Annotated in this window: 13 protein-coding genes and 1 pseudogene; 7 read left to right on the plus strand and 7 right to left on the minus strand. The window is 72.6% G+C overall.

Translation table 11 applies throughout. The features are described from left to right. Positions 1-25: 25 nt before the first annotated feature. Positions 26-1,204: a CobW family GTP-binding protein gene (locus ABD981_RS03025; protein WP_046906191.1), complete on the minus strand. Its 1,179-nt coding sequence runs from the start codon at positions 1,202-1,204 to the stop codon at positions 26-28. 143 nt (positions 1,205-1,347) lie between these two features. On the opposite strand from ABD981_RS03025, the gene rpmF reads away from it, so the two are divergent. Both rpmF and ABD981_RS03035 read left to right on the plus strand, forming a co-directional pair. Beyond that, complete coding sequence (gene rpmF / locus ABD981_RS03030) at positions 1,348-1,518, plus strand: 50S ribosomal protein L32 (RefSeq protein ID WP_046906190.1); 171 nt, start codon at positions 1,348-1,350, stop codon at positions 1,516-1,518. A 4-nt stretch (positions 1,519-1,522) separates the two neighbouring features. Further along, the gene (locus ABD981_RS03035; RefSeq protein WP_046906189.1) at positions 1,523-2,740 is read left to right on the plus strand and encodes a GTP-binding protein; all 1,218 of its coding nucleotides are present in this window, start codon (positions 1,523-1,525) and stop codon (positions 2,738-2,740) included. 9 nt (positions 2,741-2,749) lie between these two features. On the opposite strand, the gene ABD981_RS03040 is transcribed toward ABD981_RS03035, so the two are convergent. The 3 genes from ABD981_RS03040 to ABD981_RS03050 are packed head-to-tail and all read right to left on the minus strand — an operon-like array spanning position 2,750 to position 5,922. Further along, positions 2,750-3,616 carry a hypothetical protein gene (locus tag ABD981_RS03040; protein ID WP_046906188.1) on the minus strand — a complete coding sequence of 289 codons (867 nt, stop codon included), beginning with the start codon at positions 3,614-3,616 and terminating at the stop codon, positions 2,750-2,752. 15 nt (positions 3,617-3,631) lie between these two features. Further along, positions 3,632-5,491: a GMC family oxidoreductase N-terminal domain-containing protein gene (locus ABD981_RS03045; protein WP_345527747.1), complete on the minus strand. Its 1,860-nt coding sequence runs from the start codon at positions 5,489-5,491 to the stop codon at positions 3,632-3,634. Then, complete coding sequence (locus ABD981_RS03050) at positions 5,488-5,922, minus strand: hypothetical protein (RefSeq protein WP_046906186.1); 435 nt, start codon at positions 5,920-5,922, stop codon at positions 5,488-5,490. Before ABD981_RS03050 ends, ABD981_RS03045 begins: the two co-directional genes overlap by 4 nt. Positions 5,923-6,322: 400 nt before the next feature. On the opposite strand from ABD981_RS03050, the gene ABD981_RS03055 reads away from it, so the two are divergent. The 3 genes from ABD981_RS03055 (at position 6,323) to ABD981_RS03065 (ending at position 10,241) form a co-directional block, all read left to right on the plus strand. Continuing rightward, on the plus strand, positions 6,323-7,663 hold the full coding sequence (locus ABD981_RS03055; protein WP_046906269.1) for a lamin tail domain-containing protein: 1,341 nt from the start codon (positions 6,323-6,325) through the stop codon (positions 7,661-7,663). A 138-nt stretch (positions 7,664-7,801) separates the two neighbouring features. Continuing rightward, positions 7,802-8,479: a macro domain-containing protein gene (locus ABD981_RS03060; protein WP_046906185.1), complete on the plus strand. Its 678-nt coding sequence runs from the start codon at positions 7,802-7,804 to the stop codon at positions 8,477-8,479. A gap of 49 nt (positions 8,480-8,528) precedes the next feature. After that, positions 8,529-10,241, plus strand: coding sequence for an ADP-ribosyltransferase domain-containing protein (locus ABD981_RS03065; RefSeq protein ID WP_123954221.1), 1,713 nt, complete (start codon positions 8,529-8,531; stop codon positions 10,239-10,241). Here ABD981_RS03065 and ABD981_RS03070 read toward each other — a convergent pair. Then, positions 10,234-11,475 carry a cytochrome P450 family protein gene (locus ABD981_RS03070; protein WP_046906184.1) on the minus strand — a complete coding sequence of 414 codons (1,242 nt, stop codon included), beginning with the start codon at positions 11,473-11,475 and terminating at the stop codon, positions 10,234-10,236. The two genes, ABD981_RS03065 and ABD981_RS03070, sit on opposite strands and share 8 nt — an antisense overlap. Before the next feature lie 164 nt (positions 11,476-11,639). Between ABD981_RS03070 and ABD981_RS03075 the strand changes: the two genes are divergently transcribed. Together ABD981_RS03075 and ABD981_RS03080 are read left to right on the plus strand one after the other, a co-directional pair. After that, complete coding sequence (locus tag ABD981_RS03075) at positions 11,640-13,337, plus strand: acyltransferase (protein ID WP_205628112.1); 1,698 nt, start codon at positions 11,640-11,642, stop codon at positions 13,335-13,337. Then, the gene (locus tag ABD981_RS03080) at positions 13,337-13,936 is read left to right on the plus strand and encodes a hypothetical protein (RefSeq protein ID WP_046906183.1); all 600 of its coding nucleotides are present in this window, start codon (positions 13,337-13,339) and stop codon (positions 13,934-13,936) included. The genes ABD981_RS03075 and ABD981_RS03080 overlap by 1 nt, the downstream gene beginning before the upstream one ends. Before the next feature lie 268 nt (positions 13,937-14,204). Here the strand turns inward: ABD981_RS03080 and ABD981_RS03085 are convergent, their stop codons facing one another. Beyond that, positions 14,205-14,810, minus strand: coding sequence for a DUF6461 domain-containing protein (locus ABD981_RS03085; protein ID WP_046906182.1), 606 nt, complete (start codon positions 14,808-14,810; stop codon positions 14,205-14,207). A 608-nt stretch (positions 14,811-15,418) separates the two neighbouring features. Continuing rightward, a pseudogene (locus ABD981_RS03090) lies at positions 15,419-16,023 on the minus strand (RNA-binding protein); the annotation flags it as partial.

Consider the following 16,023-nt stretch of genomic DNA (forward strand, 5'->3'; position numbering starts at 1 on the left):
TACGCGTAGGCGTACGGGTCGGGGCTCAGGCGGCGTCGAGCAGGGCGTCGAAGGCGGCGGACAGGTCCTTCCACCCCTCGCGGCCCGAGGTGTACTCCGCGTCCGTCAGGAGGCAGGAGTCGAGGAGCCGTTCGAGCCCCTCGCGGTCGAGGCCGGGCGAGGTGAAGACGAGGTGCTGGCAGCAGTCGCCGTGGTCGGGGTGCCAGTCGAGGGCGGCCGCGGCACGGCGTACGGGCGGGACCAGGTCCCAGGCGGCGTCCGGAAGCGACGCCAGCCAGGGGCCGGCGCTCTCCACGCACAGGGCGCCGCCCGCCGCGTCCCAGGCGAGGAGCGTGTCGGGGCGGTCGGCGAGCCAGAAGCGCCCCCGACTGCGGGCGGCCGCGCAGCACAGGTCCTCCAGGGCCTCGTAGAGGCGGCCGGGGTGGAACGGGCGCCGGCGGTGCCAGACGAGCGTGGTGACTCCGGCCTCGTCCGCCTCCTGGGGCAGCAGGGCGCACGCGGGGTGCTGCGCGGCCGCCGCGGCCTCGACGTCGAAGCCGGCGAACGCCGCCCGGGCGAGCTCGACCGAGCCGGCGGGCACGCGCCTGGCGGTGGGGTGCAGCTGGGCGAGCAGGGCGTGGTCCTCGTCGTCGGCCGCCTCGCTGTCGACGACGGCCAGGACGGGCGCGTACTCCAGCTGGCGGGCCCAGGTGTCTCCCACGGTCCGCTGGTCGGTGGGGGCCGCGGCGAGGCCGGCCTCGGCGAGGTCGTCGCCGTTGGCGAGGTAGGGGAGCACGAGCGAGGGGTCCACGGCGGTGATCACACCGGTCACGGCGAGGCGGTCCCCGCCGTGGGCGGCGATCACCTCCGCCATGGCCTTCGGTTCGACCGAGTCCCAGAGCTCGACCACGGCCAGCCGGGTCAGGCCGCCGTCGGCGAGCCGTGCCAGTTCGGGTACGAGGTCCTCGCGCAGCGCGCAGCACGCGCAGTCGTCGATCAGCGGCGCCTCGCCGCGGGACAGGATGCCGGTGTCGTCGCGGATGACGCGGAGCACCGTGCCGGCGGGCGCTCCGGCCAGGTCGTGGTGGAGCGCGACGCTTCCCGGGACGGTCCGCAGCAGGCGTTCGACGACCTCCTTGCGGGCCCTGGCGTGGAGCCCGGCGACGATCACGACGGGCAGCTGGTGCTCCCCGGCGGGGGCCGGGTGGGTCTCGTGGTGTGTCATGCCGAGGACTATATGGCAATGGTTTTCATTAACGATAACGGGGTCCGGCGCCGCCGCCGGTACCGCCGTGGTGGCCCAGTTGAGAATGAACGTCATTTTCATGTAGCTTCCTCGGGTCAGGCACCGACACCGAGGAGCTCGCCATGGCCGTCCCGAAGCGGAAGATGTCCCGCAGCAACACCCGTCACCGCCGTGCCCAGTGGAAGGCCGTCACGCCGCAGCTGGTGCCGGTCACCGTCGACGGGGCCGTGTACCAGGTCCCGCAGCGCCTGGTGAAGGCGTACGAGCGCGGCCTCATCCACCCCGAGGGCTGATCCGGTGAGCTCGTACGACCCCGCCCGGGACCGCCTGCCGGTGACCGTCCTCTCCGGCTTCCTCGGCGCGGGCAAGACCACCCTGCTCAACCACGTGCTCGGCAACCGTCAGGGTCTGAGGGTCGCTGTGATCGTCAACGACATGAGCGAGGTCAACATCGACGCCGCCCTCGTCCGCGGCGGCGAGGCGGCGCTCTCGCGCACCGAGGAACGCCTGGTCGAGATGACCAACGGATGCATCTGCTGCACCCTGCGCGACGACCTGCTGGAAGAGGTCGACCGGCTCGCCCGCGAAGGCCGCTTCGACCACCTGCTCATCGAGTCCAGCGGCATCTCCGAACCCATGCCGGTCGCCGCCACCTTCTCCTTCCCCCGCGACGACGGCGCCACCCTGGGCGACCTCGCCCGCCTCGACACGATGGTCACCGTCGTCGACGCCGCGAACTTCCTGCGCGAGCTGGACGGCGGGGACGAGCTGGCCGCGCGCGGACTCGCCGCCCACGAGGACGACGAGCGCACCATCAGCGACCTGCTCGTCGACCAGGTCGAGTTCGCCGACGTCCTCGTCCTCAACAAACTGGACCTCGTGGCCCCGGACCGGGCCGCGCGCCTGAGGGCGGTCCTCGCACGGCTGAACCCCGCCGCCCGGGTCGTGCCCGCCGTACGCGGGCACGTCGCCCTCGAACACGTCCTCGGCACCGGCCTGTTCGACGTCGAGAAGGCCCAGCAGGCACCGGGCTGGGTCCGGGAACTCAACGGCGACCACGTCCCCGAGACCGAGGAGTACGGGATCTCGTCGGTGGTGTTCCGCTCCGGGGCCCCCTTCCATCCGGGCCGACTGTGGACGTTCGTGACGCAGGAACTCGACAGCGGCGCCTTCGGGCGGATCCTGCGCTCCAAGGGCTTCTTCTGGCTGGCCAGTCGGCCGAAGGTGACGGGCCTGTGGTCCCAGGCCGGCTCCGTGGCCCGCTTCGAACCCTCGGGCGCCCGCGGACCCGGCACCGCACACGGACAGGAGCTCGTCTTCATCGGCACCGGCCTGCGCGGCGAGGCCCTCCTCGCCGCCCTCGAAGCCTGCCTGCTCGCTCCGGGAGAGACCGCGGCGGACGAGGAGGGGTACGGGGACGACTTCCCGGCCTGGGAGACGTACGGGCTCGAAGACGCCTGCGACCTCCACGAGCGGGAGTACGAACCCGTCGCCGTGGAGGTGGAGGCTGCCTGAGGCTCCGGATCAGGGGCGCGGCCCGGTCGGCAGGTAGTACGGCCGGTTGTGGGCGGCCACCGGGGCGGACTGGTAGGTCCAGGCGCCGGCGGCCGGCGTGTCGGAGGGGAGGAGTGCGTGCAGGTCGCGGCCCAGGTCGGTGTGCGGCGCGTGGAGGGTGAGACGGGTGCGGCCGGAGTGCTCGGGGGCGGCCAGGTCGTAGAACTCGTACGGCTGGTAGACGTTCATGGGCCCGGCCAGCAGCCGGCCGGCCGGGTCGGTGCCGTAACCGGTGACCGGGGCGGTGTTGGCGGGCACCGGGGTCAGGCCGTCGAGCCTCGCCGTGAGGTCCACCAGCGGTGCCGCGTGCCGCCGCAGCGTGTCGTCGGGCCCCACCTCGCCCGCCTTGCAGCGGACGGTCCAGGTCCGGCCCGCCGGTCCGTTGAGCGACGGCAGGGCGACCTCGAACCAGCCCGGGTACTTGGGCTCCGCGTACAGCTCGCGCCCGGCCCTGATCGCGAACGGGTTGTCGCACACGACGTGGAGCCGGGCGATCCCGAGCAGCTTGGTCTGGTCCCAGCCCTGCGCGTACTCGGCGTAGTCCAGCCGCGGCAGCCGGCCCGCTTCCGTCGTCGGGAAGGCGATGACGCTGAGCTCGATCTCCTGCGTGACGCCGCCGCCGAACGGGTACTGCGCGAAGTACAGCTGGTAGTTGAGCGAGACCAGGGCCCGCCCGTCGTCGAAGGTCGCCGCGGTGAGGTCCGGGTGGTGCTTGGCCAGCAGTTCGCGGACCGGCCGCGGGTCGACCAGCCAGTCGACGCCGACCTGGTGCAGGGCCCCGTAATGGAACGGCAGCCGGAAGGGGGCGGCCACGGGGGGCAGGGGCAGATCGGTCATGCGGGAGCTCCTGGATCACTCGGACGGGCGGGGGACGGATCCGTGGCCATGGAACGGGCGGCGGGTGCGCGGGGAGGGGCGCCGACGGACCACGGGCGGTCGCGGGAGGCCAGTTCCGCCTCGATGCGCTCGGCGCTGCGCAGCGCGAGGGCGGCCATGGTCAGCGTCGGGTTGGAGGTGGCCACCGACGGCATGCTGCCGCAGCCGACCGCGTACAGACCGGGGGTGGTCCCAGCAGCGCTGCCAGGAGTCGACCACCGATCCGGCGGCCGAGTCGCCCATCACATGGGTGCCGGCGGCGTGGCCGGCCCCGCGGTAGCCGTACGTACGGCCGCGGTGCTCGAAGCGGCCCGGCCAGGCCGCGGCCGGCGCGTAGTCCGTGTGGTCCTGCGCCCCGAGCAGCGCGAAGATCTGGTCCGAGACGGCCCGGGCGGCGGCCATGCCCTCCTTCACGTGCTCGTCGAGGTCGTAGGTGACCAGCGGCAGGGGCAGGCCCAGCGCGTCCCGCTCGGTGGGGTGCAGGGTGACCCGGTTCGCGGGGTCGGCGCCCTGTTCCATCTCGAACTGGAGCGTGAACTGACGCTGTAGCCGGTCCCCGAGCGTCCGCCTCAACTCAGCCCCGGAGAGGCCGCGTTCGGCGATCAGGTGCCAGACGTCCGTGTCGACCGGGCCCTTCGCCCAGACCCAGCCCCACGTCCCGAACTCGACGCGGAACGGCGCCCGCAGCCGGCGCGCCGGGCCGGCCCGGAAGCCCTCGAAACCCGACACGGAGCCGGGGCCGCGGTACGGGCCCGCGCGCTCGCCCTCGGGCAGCAGCCCCCAGGTCAGCAGCACCGGATGGTCCATCAGGTTCCGCCCGACCTGACCGCTGCGGCCGGCCAGCCCGGACAGGAGCAGCAGACGGGCGTTCTCCACGGCGTGCGCGGCCAGCACGACGACATCGGCGTGCGCCACGGACACCGCACCGTCGTACCCGCGGTACTCCACGCCCGTGGCACGCCCCGCCCCGTCGACCAGGACGCGGCTCACCACGCAACGGTCCCGCAGGGCGACGGACGCGCTCCACCGGCCCTGCGTCTTGAGCGGCGTGTACTTCGCGTACGAGGGGCAGTGCGGGATGCAGCTCGCGTTGCCCACGCACCGGCTGTGCGGATCGGGCCGCCCGTCCCTCCCGCGCGGGACGTAGCCGCGGCCGCCGTCGTAGCGGGGATCGGGGACACCGTTGCGCGCGTGCGGGGTGCCGACCACCTTCAGCTCGACCTCGCCGAGGGCGACGGGGTCCTTCACCCGCCGTCCGTCGAGCCGCTCCGCGAACACGCGGTCCAGCCGCGCCGCGGGCAGCGGCCGCATGGGGAACACATGGCCCTCCGGGAAGCGCAGCCCCAGGTGCGCCCGCTGCTCCTCGACGTCGGCGGCCACGCCCAGGTGCTCTTCGGCGGCCCGGTAGTGGGGTTCGAGGTCGTCGTAGGTGAGCGGCCACCGCCGCCCGTATCCGAAGGTCTCGGTGTCGAAGTCCTCCGGCAGCATGCGGGGCGCGAGCCCGGTCCAGACGTTGCCGGTGCCGCCGTTCGCGCGCACGTATCCGCTGGCGTAGGGCAGCGGACCGTCCTGCCGGAGGTGCCCGGCGGCCCGGTAGCCGGGGGTGGCGTCCGTACCGGCGAGGTCCGTCATGACGGGCCAGGGAGCCGCCGGGTGGGGCGTCCTCGCGGTGGCGCGCAGAAAGGCGGCGAGCGGGTCGGCGGCCGGATCCCGGGCGCCGGCGTCACCCGCGCCGGCCTCCAGGACCAGGACCCGCCGACCGTGCTTGCCGAGCCGGTGTGCCACGAGCGAGCCGGCGACCCCGGCTCCGACGACGATCACGTCGTACCGCGTCACCGTCCGCTCCCCTCGGCCCAGCTGCCGTACCCGCCGGGACGGGCGGCGGGGGCGGTGAGCCCGGCAGCCTTCCAGACCAGGGCCTCGGCGTAGGAACGGGGGGAGAGCGGCCGCGACGGGCGGCCGGGCCAGCTGCCGGTGTACCAGAGGTAGGTGAGGGCACGGGAAGCCGAGCGGAGTTCGTCGTCGGATGCGTCCGCGTCCCCGTCCGGCTCCCGCTCCCCGTCCGCGGGGGCCTTGGCCGGATCGGGCGTCTCCCGCAGCAGGCGCCCGAGCAGCTCCGCGCCGAGCTCCCCGGCGGCCACCGTCAGATACGCCTCGACGAGCCCGGTGGCCGCCAGGTCCACCGTGTCGAAGCCGGTCAGCCGTGTCGACAGGGCGGCGAACCGCCGTGTGCGGTCTGTCTGGTCAGTCTCGTCCGTGAGGGGCACGCGGGCATCGGTGCCCGGCCCCGGGCGGGGTCATGCCGCACGCTTGCGGAACGGCGTGATCACGACGCCGGGCGCTCCCTCGTACGGCTGGTTCGCATCGACCTGTAGTTCGGCGGGCGTTCACATGGCCAGCAGGCCGATGCCGACCGGTGTTCGGGATCGGCCGGGACCCTCGTCTCGCCCGGCCCCCACCGCACCCGCCCGACGACCTTCCCCGCCACCTCGCCCGCCCGCCCTCCCGCCCTCCCTTCCTTCCTTCCCGCCACCCCCTTCCCCTCAGGACGGACACACCGTGCTCGAAGCAGTACGCGCGCCCCATGGGCGCCGTCGCCCGGTCCCTCTGCGCCGCGCCTGGCTGCGCCTCGCCGTGGCCGGCTCCACCATGGCCGCAGCCGCGGCGATGCTGACGCCCGCGGCCCAGGCGGCCCCGGCCGACGACATCCGCATCAACGAGGTCGTGACGACCGGCAGCGTCAACGACTCGATCGAGCTGTTCAACAAGGGCACGGCCGCCGTGGACATCTCCGGCTGGGTCCTCAAGGACGACAACAACAGCTCGACGTTCACCGTGCCGTCCGGCACGACGCTCGCCGCGGGGGCCTTCCGCGCCTTCGACGTCTCCGCGTCGTTCGGACTGGGCTCCAGCGACAAGGCCCGCCTCTACCTGCCGGGCGGCAGCACCCTGGTCGACAGCTACACCTGGACCAGCCACTCCGCGCCGTCCTGGTCGCGCTGCCCGGACGGCACCGGTGCCTTCGGCAAGGCGGCGTCCGTGACGCTCGGCGCGGCGAACGGCTGCGGCTCCGGCGGCGGGACGAGCCCGCAGGCCTGGCCCGGCGGCAGCACGGTGGCGACGGCGGACGGCTCGAACGTCTTCGGGTCGGACCTCAGCGGCCTGTACGAGGAGGGCTCCGTACTGTGGGGCGCCCAGAACTCGGGCACGCTGTGGCGGCTGGTCCGTGACGGCTCCGGCGGCTGGCGCCCGGACACCGCGAACGGCTGGACCTCCGGCAAGACCCTGCGCTTCCCGGGCGGTTCGGGCGCGCCCGACAGCGAGGCCGTCACCCTGACGGGCACGGGCGCCGCGGGCGGCGCGTACGTGGCCAGCGAGCGCAACGGCGACGCGTCCGGCACCAGCCGCCTGTCCGTGCTGCGCTACGACGTCGCCACCGGCACCGGCACGACCCTGACCGCCACGAAGGAGTGGAACCTGACCGCCGGCCTGCCGGCCGTGGGCTCCAACGCCGGCTTCGAGGCCATCACCTGGATTCCCGACGCCGGCCTCACCGCCGCGGGGTTCAAGGACGAGTCGACCGGGGCGGCCTACGACCCGAGCCGCTTCGGCGCGCACACCGGCGGGGTCTTCTTCGTCGGCGTGGAAGGCACCGGAACCGTCTACGGCTACGTGCTGGAGGACGGCGGCGCCGCCACCCGTGTCGCCACGGTCGCCAGCGGCATGGCCGGGGTGATGGAGCTCCAGTGGGAGCCGCAGGCCGCGCGCCTGTGGGCGGTCTGCGACGACACCTGCTCCGGCCAGCACCGGACCTTCACGGTCGGCTCCTCCGGCACCTTCGGCGTGGCCGCCGTGTACAACCGCCCGTCCGGCATGTCCAACCTCAACAACGAGGGCTTCGCGCTCTCCGCGGCCGACGAGTGCGTGGGCGGCACCAAGCCCGTCTACTGGGCCGACGACGGCAACACCGGCGGTCACGCGATCCGCAGGGGCACCGTCACCTGCTGAGCGGGACCGCAGGGGCGTCCGGTCCGGTGGCCACGGCTGCCGGACCGGACGCCCCTTCGGCGTACGAAGGGCGTTGTCAGTGCTGCCCACTAGCGTCGGAGGAGTTGGAAAGAGGCTGTTCCTGACAGGGGGCAAGTGATGGCTGAGGGCTGCGCGGAAACGTCGCTCAGGGTGGTACTGACGGACGTCAACGAGGGCGTGGTGAAGGCCTGGCGGGCGGCGTTCGCGGACACGCCGGGCATCGAGATCCGCCGGGGTTCGATCCTCGACGAGAGGGTGGACGCCTGGGTCACGCCGACGAACGCGGCGGGCCGGATGGACGGCGGGGTCGACGCCGTGATCAAGCGGCACCTCGGTGCCGGCATCCAGCTGCGGGTGCAGCGGGCGATCAGGGACCGGTTCGCCGGGGGCATGCCGGTCGGCAGCGCCGTGTGCGTCCCCGCGGGGGCGGACGTCCCCCGCTTCCTGATCTCGACGCCGACGATGGTGGCCTCCTCGCAGAACGTGAGCGAGACCCTGAACGTGGCGATGGCCTGCGCGGCGGCCTTCCAGGCCGTGCACCGGCAGAACCGGAAGGCGCCGGGCAGCATCCGCTCGGTGGCGCTGGTCGGGATGGGCGCCCGGACGGGCGGCGTGCCGGCCCAGGTCTGCGCGAACCTCATGTGGACCGGCTACACGCTCTTCCACGACCACTGGTTCGAGAACGACGACGAGCTGCGCGCCACGATCACCGGCCAGCTGGCCGGCATCGACCGGATACCGGCCACGACGAGGGTGCGGATCACACCGCCGAAAGGGCATTCCTTTCGCCGCTGACGCCGGCCCCCATCCCCACGCAGGCACGACGACCGGGAGTCCCTCGTCCATGAACGACGCCACCGAGCCCGTACAGCCGGCCCAGCCCGCCGAGCCCACCCCACCCACCCCACCCACCCCTCCGGCCGCAGCGGCCCATGCGGAGCCCGACGCGACCGATCCGCTCGCCCTGACCGGCCTGTTCACGGGAGGCGGAGAGCCCTGGCTCCCGGTCCTGAAGCCGGTGATCGAGGCCCGGGCGGACGCCGCCGCCTTCATCGGCCCGGGCCGCAGCCCCCAGGTCGTGCCCGTACGGGAGCTCACCTTCCAGGCGCTCAAGCCCAACCCGCCGCACAAGTGGAAGGTCGTCGCCTTCGGGCAGAACCCGTACCCGAGGCCGGAGAGCGCGACCGGCATCGCGATGTTCGACAACACCTTCAACGACTGGAAGGACAGCCAGTTCGGGCGGGTCGTCAGCATCCGCTGCCTCATCAAGGCGGCGGCCATGTGGAAGTACGGCATCCCCAAGAAGACCCCCGTCGGCGACGTCCGGGCCCTGCTGAGGGAACGGGACGCCGTCCAGCCGCCCGAGTGGTTCCAGGCGATGCTCACCCAGGGCGTGCTGCTGCTGAACGCCTCGCTGACCGCGAGCGCCGACGGCGCGATGGGCACCGACCAGCACACCGGGTTCTGGCGCCCGGTGGCCGAGCGGATCATCGAGGAGATCCTCCGCGCCAAGCAGGACGCCGTCGACGAGGAGGACCGCGGGGTCGTCTTCGCCTGGTGGGGCGCCCACGCCCGCAGCCTCAAGCGGACCGTCCTGCGCCTGCAGAAGAAGTATCCGGGCGTCGAGGTCCGGCACATCGACCACGCCAATCCGGCGGCGCAGGGCGACCTCTTCTGCGAGGGCGACCACTTCGCCACGGTGAACGACGCCCTGCTGTCGCTGGGCGCCGAGGCGATCGACTGGCTGCCGAGCAAGGGCTGGGACCGGCAGCCCACCGGCGCGGGCGCCACCGCGGGTGCCGGCGGGGGAGGCGCGGACACCGGCGTCGCCGCGCGCATGGGCGCCTTCATCGCCTCGACGATGGAGCTGCACCAGCTGTACCTGGAGCGGCTCACCAGCGTCCAGGACGAGGGCCATGTGCTGCCGCCGGTCACCGGCGTGTTCGACACCCCGCTGATGCCCTTCGAGGACGCGATCGCCCCGGTCGCCGAGGTGCTGTCCGGGCTCGCCCGGCACATCGACCGCTCGCGCGAGTTCGGCAAGCGGCGCGCGGACGAGCAGGCCGGGGCGGGACTGTCGGCCGACGCCATCGCGGCGCTGTTCCTCTACACCTGCGAGTCGGGCTTCTACCGGAACATCAACGCGGTCCTGCGCTCCGCGGACCGCAGCCACGTCGTCCCCTATCTCCCGTACCTGCGCCTGCTGTTCGCGGCGGTCGGGGACCTTCCGTCCATCGACCGCCCGCTGTGGCGGGGCGTCGGCCTGGACCTGCGGCGGCAGTACCCGGTCGGCTCCACCGTGACCTGGTGGGGCGTCTCGTCCTGCACCTCGGAGCTGAGCGTCGCCCGGTCCTTCCTCGGCAGCCGCGGCAAGCGGACGCTGTTCGAGGTGACCCCCGCCCGCGCCGTGGGGATCCGCAGCTTCTCCGCGTTCACCGGGGAGGAGGAGTACATCCTCGCCCCCGGCACCCAGCTGGAGGTCACGGACGTGACGACCGAACGCGGCGGACTCTGCACGGTCAGGCTGACCGAGGTGGACGCCCCGCTCGTCACCTGACGCGAACGGGGAGGGCCTGGACGCTGTTGCCGATGAAGCTGCGCTGGCGGGGCAGTTCGGCTTCCGGCACGGCGAGGTCGAGGTCGGGGAAACGGGTGAACAGGCGCTCCAGGGCGATGGTGGCCTGAAGGCGGGCGAGGGGAGCGCCGACGCAGTAGTGGGCGCCGTGCCCGAAGGCGAGGTGCCGGGTCACGCCGGGCCGGGTGACGTCGAAGCGGTCGGCGTCCGCGCCGTGGAAGGCCTCGTCGCGTCCGGCGGCGGTGTAGCCGGCCAGGACGGGGGTGCCCCGCGGGATGACGGTTCCGCCGAGGGGGAGATCGCGGGTGGGATAGCGGAAGGGGAACCAGCTGACGGGGCTGTCCCAGCGCAGCGTCTCGTCGACCACGTCGGACCAGGTGGCCTTGCCGTCCAGGACGAGCGCCAGCTGGTCCCGGTGGGTGCACAGGGCGCGCACGGCGTTGGAGACGAGGTTGAGGGTGGTCTCGTGGCCGGCGACCAGCATCAGGCGCATCGTGCCGATGAGTTCGGCCTCGCTGAGCCGGTCGTCGCCGTTCTCGCGGGCGGCTATCAGGGCGCTGGTGAGGTCGTCGCCGGGATCGGCCCGGCGCTCGGCCGCGATCGTTCCCAGGAGCCCGACGAGCTCGCGGACGGCGGCCATCACCTCCGCCGGCTCGATGTCGGTGGCGATGACGACCGTGTACGTGAGGTCGTGCAGCCGGCCGCGGTGCTCGGGCGCGACGCCGAGGAGCTCGCAGATGACGCTCAGCGGCAGCGGGAGCGCCAGGTGGGTGCGCAGGTCCGCGACGCCGTCCGGGTCCGCCGCGGCGGCCCGGCCGAGGTCGTCGAGGAAGCCGGCCGTCAGCTCCTCCACGCGCGGCCGGAGCCGCTCCACCTGGCGGGCGGTGAAGGCGTTGCCGACCAGGGAACGCAGCCGCCGGTGGTCGGCGCCGTCGGCGGTGTGCATGCCCTGGGCGTTGGCGAAGACCCGCAGCGGCCAGTCGGCGGGGATGGTGCCGTCGGTCAGCGCCGGGCAGTTGCGGGAGTCCTTGGCCACGTCCGGGTGGGAGAGGAACTCCTTCAGCGCGTCGTGCCCCAGGACGACCGCCGCGGGAACGCCGCCGGGCAGGACGATGTCCGCGACGGGTCCACGGCCCCGCAGCTCGGCGTTCAGGGCGTGCGGGCAGCCGCCGGCGGGGTCGACGACATGCGCGGACGCGGGGGTGTGGGACGACAAGCCGGGACTCCTGACCGTATGAATGACAATCAGCCAACAGTGCTGCCTGGACGGCGGGTTGCACAACCCCGACCCGCCGCAACCATCTCCACCCGCCCACCCCGGATTACACGTGCGGAATGGGGGATGCGGAAAGTGCATACGATCCTTGCTAGGGTCGCGCCATGATGGGTATGGAGGACGTCCTCAGGCTCACGGTGTCCGCGTTGATGACGTGGAGCGGCGAGCGGCAGGGCGATCTGGCCACGGGGCTCGGACAGTCTCAGGCGCAGGTCTCGCGCAAGCAGGCCGGCAAGTCCCACTGGTCCCTGGAGGACGTGGACCTGCTCGCCGCGCACTACGGGCTGCATCCCCTCGACCTCCTGGCCGGGCCGACACACGCGGTGGGGGTGCTCCACGGCGCCGTGCCCAGCGTGCAGACGGCGGTACAGGCGCTCGCCGTCCCCGTGCCGGCCCGAGCACAGCCCTCCCCGGCCCCCGCACCCGAGCCGCCCGCGCCCGACGTGCCTTCCCCGGCTCCGGACCGCACGCCCCCCGAGCCCGTCGGCGCCGAGCCGGAGGAGACACCGGGGCTGCCGTGCGTGCTGTGCGGCCGGCCGGCCTCCGTGGAACTGGACGGCTTCCCCCAGCACCTCACCGCGGAGGAGTGCGCGGAGGCGATCTCCCGCGCCGGGGGAGCCGAACCCAGCGGCCAGGGCCACGTGGCTGCGCTCGAAGACCGGGAACGGGCGCAGGCGCAGGAACAGGAACAAGCACAGGAGCAGGGGCAGGAACAGGCGCAGGAACAGGCACAGGCACAGGCACAGGCACAGCCCTCGACCACGCAGGCCGTGGCACCTGAGCCGCCCCCGGCGCCAGAGCCGGTCGTGCCGAAGCCCGCGGCGGGAGCGCGCCGCAATGTGCCCGGGTACGCCTCGGGCACGCTCGTCGAACAGATCGCGAGCCGTGTGCAGGATGAGCTCGCCGCCTGCTCCGGCGAGGTCGACGCGGCGCATGCGGCACTGATCAAGGCCGCGATTCCGGATGTGATGGCGCTGCTGAAGTCGTCCAGGGTCGGCGGCCGTTATGAACATTCGGAATTCCCGCCGACCGCCGACATTCTGCGGAAGAAGTCGCAGAAGGGCGCGGACGACATCTGGGAGGGCCGCCCGAAGTGGCGCAATGCGGAGATCTTCGCTGCGGCCAAGAAGGGCGAGCGCATCGAGGTGACCGCACTCGACATGAACGCGGCCTACCTCAGCGCCATGAAGGCGTGGTTGCCGATCGGCCAGCTCCGCGAGGAGACCGGCGGCGTGCACGACCCGAAGAAGGCCGGCGTCCACCTCGTCACCCCCGCGGACTGGGAGCACGACGACCTGCCCAACCCGCTCGGGGCCCGCATGGAACCGGGGGAGCTCTGGGTGACCGAGTCCACCCTGCGGCTCCTCCTCGACTGCGCCCGACAGGGCGTCACCGAGGCCCCCGTGATCCACCGGTCCCTCGTCTCCGGTGCGTCGGAGGCGCTGCTGGAAAAGCTGCGGCGCGCTCTCGCGGAAGCCCGTAAGACCGCCCTCGCGGAGGGTGACGAATTGACCGTGGCCTATGTGAAGGCCATGTACTCTAAATTCGTGTCGACCATCGGCGAGTCCAGTGCGAACCGCGAAATCCGCCGCCCCGACTGGATGCACATCATCCGTTCCAAGGCGTTCGCGAACCTGTGGATGAAGGCACACAAGGCACACAAGGCCGGGCTGCGGGTGGTGGAGATCTCCGGAACGGACGAACTCCACGTGGCGGGCGACTGGCGCACGGTCTTCTCGGAGGGCCGGGACCTGAACCAGGTCAAGGAGAAGGACACCTACATCCTCGGGGGTAAGCGGTAATGGCCGGTTCTCCGGACCTGTGGTCCCGCTGGGGCGAGTTCGGGAAGTTCAACACGCGCGGCATGAAGGGAGGCGAGGCCCTCATCCTGGAACTGAACCGGATCGTCTACTCCTCGGGCATCTCCTCCCCGGTGACCTCCCGGCGCGGACTCTCCGCCCGCCTGCGCTACCTCGACAGCGCCGCCGGCCGCCAGGCGCTCAAGGACCAGGGCGTGAGCGCCCGCACCCTCCGGTCGTGGATGCGGGGCAAGTCCGGCCCCTCGAAGCCGAACCTGGAGCGCATCGACTCCGCGTACTGGGTACGGCGGCGCGAGAACCTGATCCGCTCCGGCTGGCTCAAGCGCCACCTCGACAACGACGGCCGCGGCCGCCGGATGGAGATCTACCCCGTCGACCAGTCCCACGTACCCGCGGAACGCCTGCGCCCCGGCCTGTCCCAGCGCTCCATCACCGTCCGCTACGTATGGGCCGACCTCGTCGACGCCTGGGCCGCCCAGGACCAGTCCACGGTGGACGAGATCTGGGACGACGTCATCAGCGACCTCGACTCCGACTACAACGCCTACAGCTACGTCTCCTCGGTCGGCATCGGCGCCTGACCGCCTTGCCCGGATCAGGAGACCGAGCAGCACCGCCGGTTCGGCCGCCCCCTCGACGTCGTCGGTCCAGCCGGCGGTCTGGATCGGGCACACCTGCTCGATCGCGGCCCCTCCCGGGCCGGAGGGAAAGCGAGTGCCGGCATCGCCGCGCGGGCGTTCCCGTCCTTGAGCGGGTGGAAGAGGAGGACGTCGAGGCGTGACGGGAGAGGCAGCCCCGTCTCAGCGTTCTCGGACAGGCACCGCTCGAACCTCGCTGCTCCGGCTCCGGTCAGCGGATCCGCACGGTCGCGCAGGTGAACGTGGTGGCCTGGAGCAGGGTGGGCGTGATGGCGACGCCGGTCAGGTGCTCGGCCAGAGCGAACGCCGCCGGCGAGGACAGCTCCGTTTCCGGATCGTCGTCCTCGAAGTGGAAGCCGATCCGCTCCATGACGTCGAGCAGGTCGTCCGGCCCCGAGCCCCAACGGTCCTCCGGGAACATCGGGTCGAAGCACAGGCGTAGGACCTGGTCCTCCGCCCAGAGGAACGTGCCGACGCCATTGATGTTGACGAAGTGAGAGACCCAGCTCGCCCCTGCGGAGGCCGGCAGTACGCGTTCCTCGGTGACCCCCAGGTACCCGTTGGGCTCGATGACCAGGGTCCAGGCCCCCACAGTCGTCATGGCGACGAGCCCCCGGTCGCCCTCCTCCAGGTCGTACTGGGCGAACGCGGCGTCGACGACGTCCGATATCCCCTGCAGAGGCGCCTCCGGACGCCCGCCGAGCCGGGACACCAGCTCGGCGGGCGACAGGCCACGCACCAAGGTGAAGCAATACGCCTCGCCGATGTCCGGAAAGTCGTTCTCGAACCACGCGTAGTCCGCTGCCGTCTTCGTCATGCCGCCCATCTTCGCCCCAGCCTCTGACAAGGGAGGAAGCCGGGCCCACGACGCGACGGCCTGTCAGCCCAGGAGGCGTGCTCCTGGCATGTGCGTGGGTACTCCCGCGAGCCTTGCCGCACCGCCACACCTCGTACGCCCCCGGTCCGCGCAACGATCGGCGCGCGGACCGGCCGGGAGGATACTGAGACGTGCGGCAGCGGGAGCACGCGGCGGTCAGGGGCCCGCACCTGGGCGACGTGGACCGGCAGAGTCCGAGGCCGGCGTACCCCAAGGCGCGGCCCCCATCAGACGTCCCATGACTCGTAGCGAGTTTCGCTCCCCGGCCAGGACCGGTCCATGAACGGTGCCCGGTCGTGCCCGTCGAAGCAGCGCATCAGGAAGTTGGTGAATGTGCCGCGGGTGCGGTACCACTCCGCACACTCGCTTGCGACCACGATCTCCCAGTTCTCCGGGTCCGGGTAGCCGGCCAGGAAGTAGTACTCGTTGCCGTGCTCGGCAGGGCCTTCCTCCCTGAGCGTCCGCGAAGTATAGGTGGAGGCGAGAACGAGCAGGTCAAGCCGCGTCTTCGCGCTGCTTGCTGCCCGCGTCTCGGCGAGGCGCGCGGTTCACCACCGGGCGCGCAGCACCCCGTCGCTGTCGGGCAGGGCGGCGCAGAGCAGCGGGTGGCGTCCGTCGAGGTCCAGCGGGAGGGCGCAGGCCGCTCGCGCGCCGGCCACCAAGGCGGCGAGCTGCGGGAACTCGGTGTCGTCGACGAACGCGTGGACGATCGACCCGTCCGCCGCCTCCCAGAGGAACTCCACGGACCCCTCCCGAGGGAGCCCGGCGAGGACGGCGCCGACGTCCGGGTCGAGGTCGGGCCAGACGGTGAGCAGGGCGCGGGGAGCCAGGTCGGCACGTACCGCTGCGAGGTTCTCCAGCGTGAGGCGGTGCCAGCGTGCGGCGTTGAGGACGAAGCCCTCCTCCAGGAGCACGGTCTGTCGTGACGCCAGCTCCGCGCGGACGCGGGACCAGAAGCCCTCGTCGGCGGCCTCCGCCGTCTCCGTTTCGGCAAGGTCCGCAGCGTACGGAGAGGTCGGCATCGGCTCCGGGAAGAGGCCGAGTTCCCTTGTGCGGGCCACGGCTTCAGCGCACGGCAGATCGCTGCCCACGTACACGTACTGGTCCCACCCGACGTGGACGGTGAACACCTCGCCCGCCTCCAGCAGGCACC

It is taken from the genome of Streptomyces showdoensis, assembly GCF_039535475.1.
Lineage (GTDB): Bacteria > Actinomycetota > Actinomycetes > Streptomycetales > Streptomycetaceae > Streptomyces > Streptomyces showdoensis.

What these genes read in the sequence shown, in the direction of transcription:
- ABD981_RS03025 (WP_046906191.1), bottom strand. Translation starts at nt 1,204, where the DNA reads ATGACACACCACGAGACCCACCCGGCCCCCGCCGGGGAGCACCAGCTG.
- rpmF (WP_046906190.1), top strand. Translation starts at nt 1,348, where the DNA reads ATGGCCGTCCCGAAGCGGAAGATGTCCCGCAGCAACACCCGTCACCGC.
- ABD981_RS03040 (WP_046906188.1), bottom strand. Translation starts at nt 3,616, where the DNA reads ATGACCGATCTGCCCCTGCCCCCCGTGGCCGCCCCCTTCCGGCTGCCG.
- ABD981_RS03055 (WP_046906269.1), top strand. Translation starts at nt 6,323, where the DNA reads ATGCTGACGCCCGCGGCCCAGGCGGCCCCGGCCGACGACATCCGCATC.
- ABD981_RS03060 (WP_046906185.1), top strand. Translation starts at nt 7,802, where the DNA reads ATGGCTGAGGGCTGCGCGGAAACGTCGCTCAGGGTGGTACTGACGGAC.
- ABD981_RS03065 (WP_123954221.1), top strand. Translation starts at nt 8,529, where the DNA reads ATGAACGACGCCACCGAGCCCGTACAGCCGGCCCAGCCCGCCGAGCCC.
- ABD981_RS03075 (WP_205628112.1), top strand. Translation starts at nt 11,640, where the DNA reads ATGATGGGTATGGAGGACGTCCTCAGGCTCACGGTGTCCGCGTTGATG.
- ABD981_RS03080 (WP_046906183.1), top strand. Translation starts at nt 13,337, where the DNA reads ATGGCCGGTTCTCCGGACCTGTGGTCCCGCTGGGGCGAGTTCGGGAAG.
- ABD981_RS03085 (WP_046906182.1), bottom strand. Translation starts at nt 14,810, where the DNA reads ATGACGAAGACGGCAGCGGACTACGCGTGGTTCGAGAACGACTTTCCG.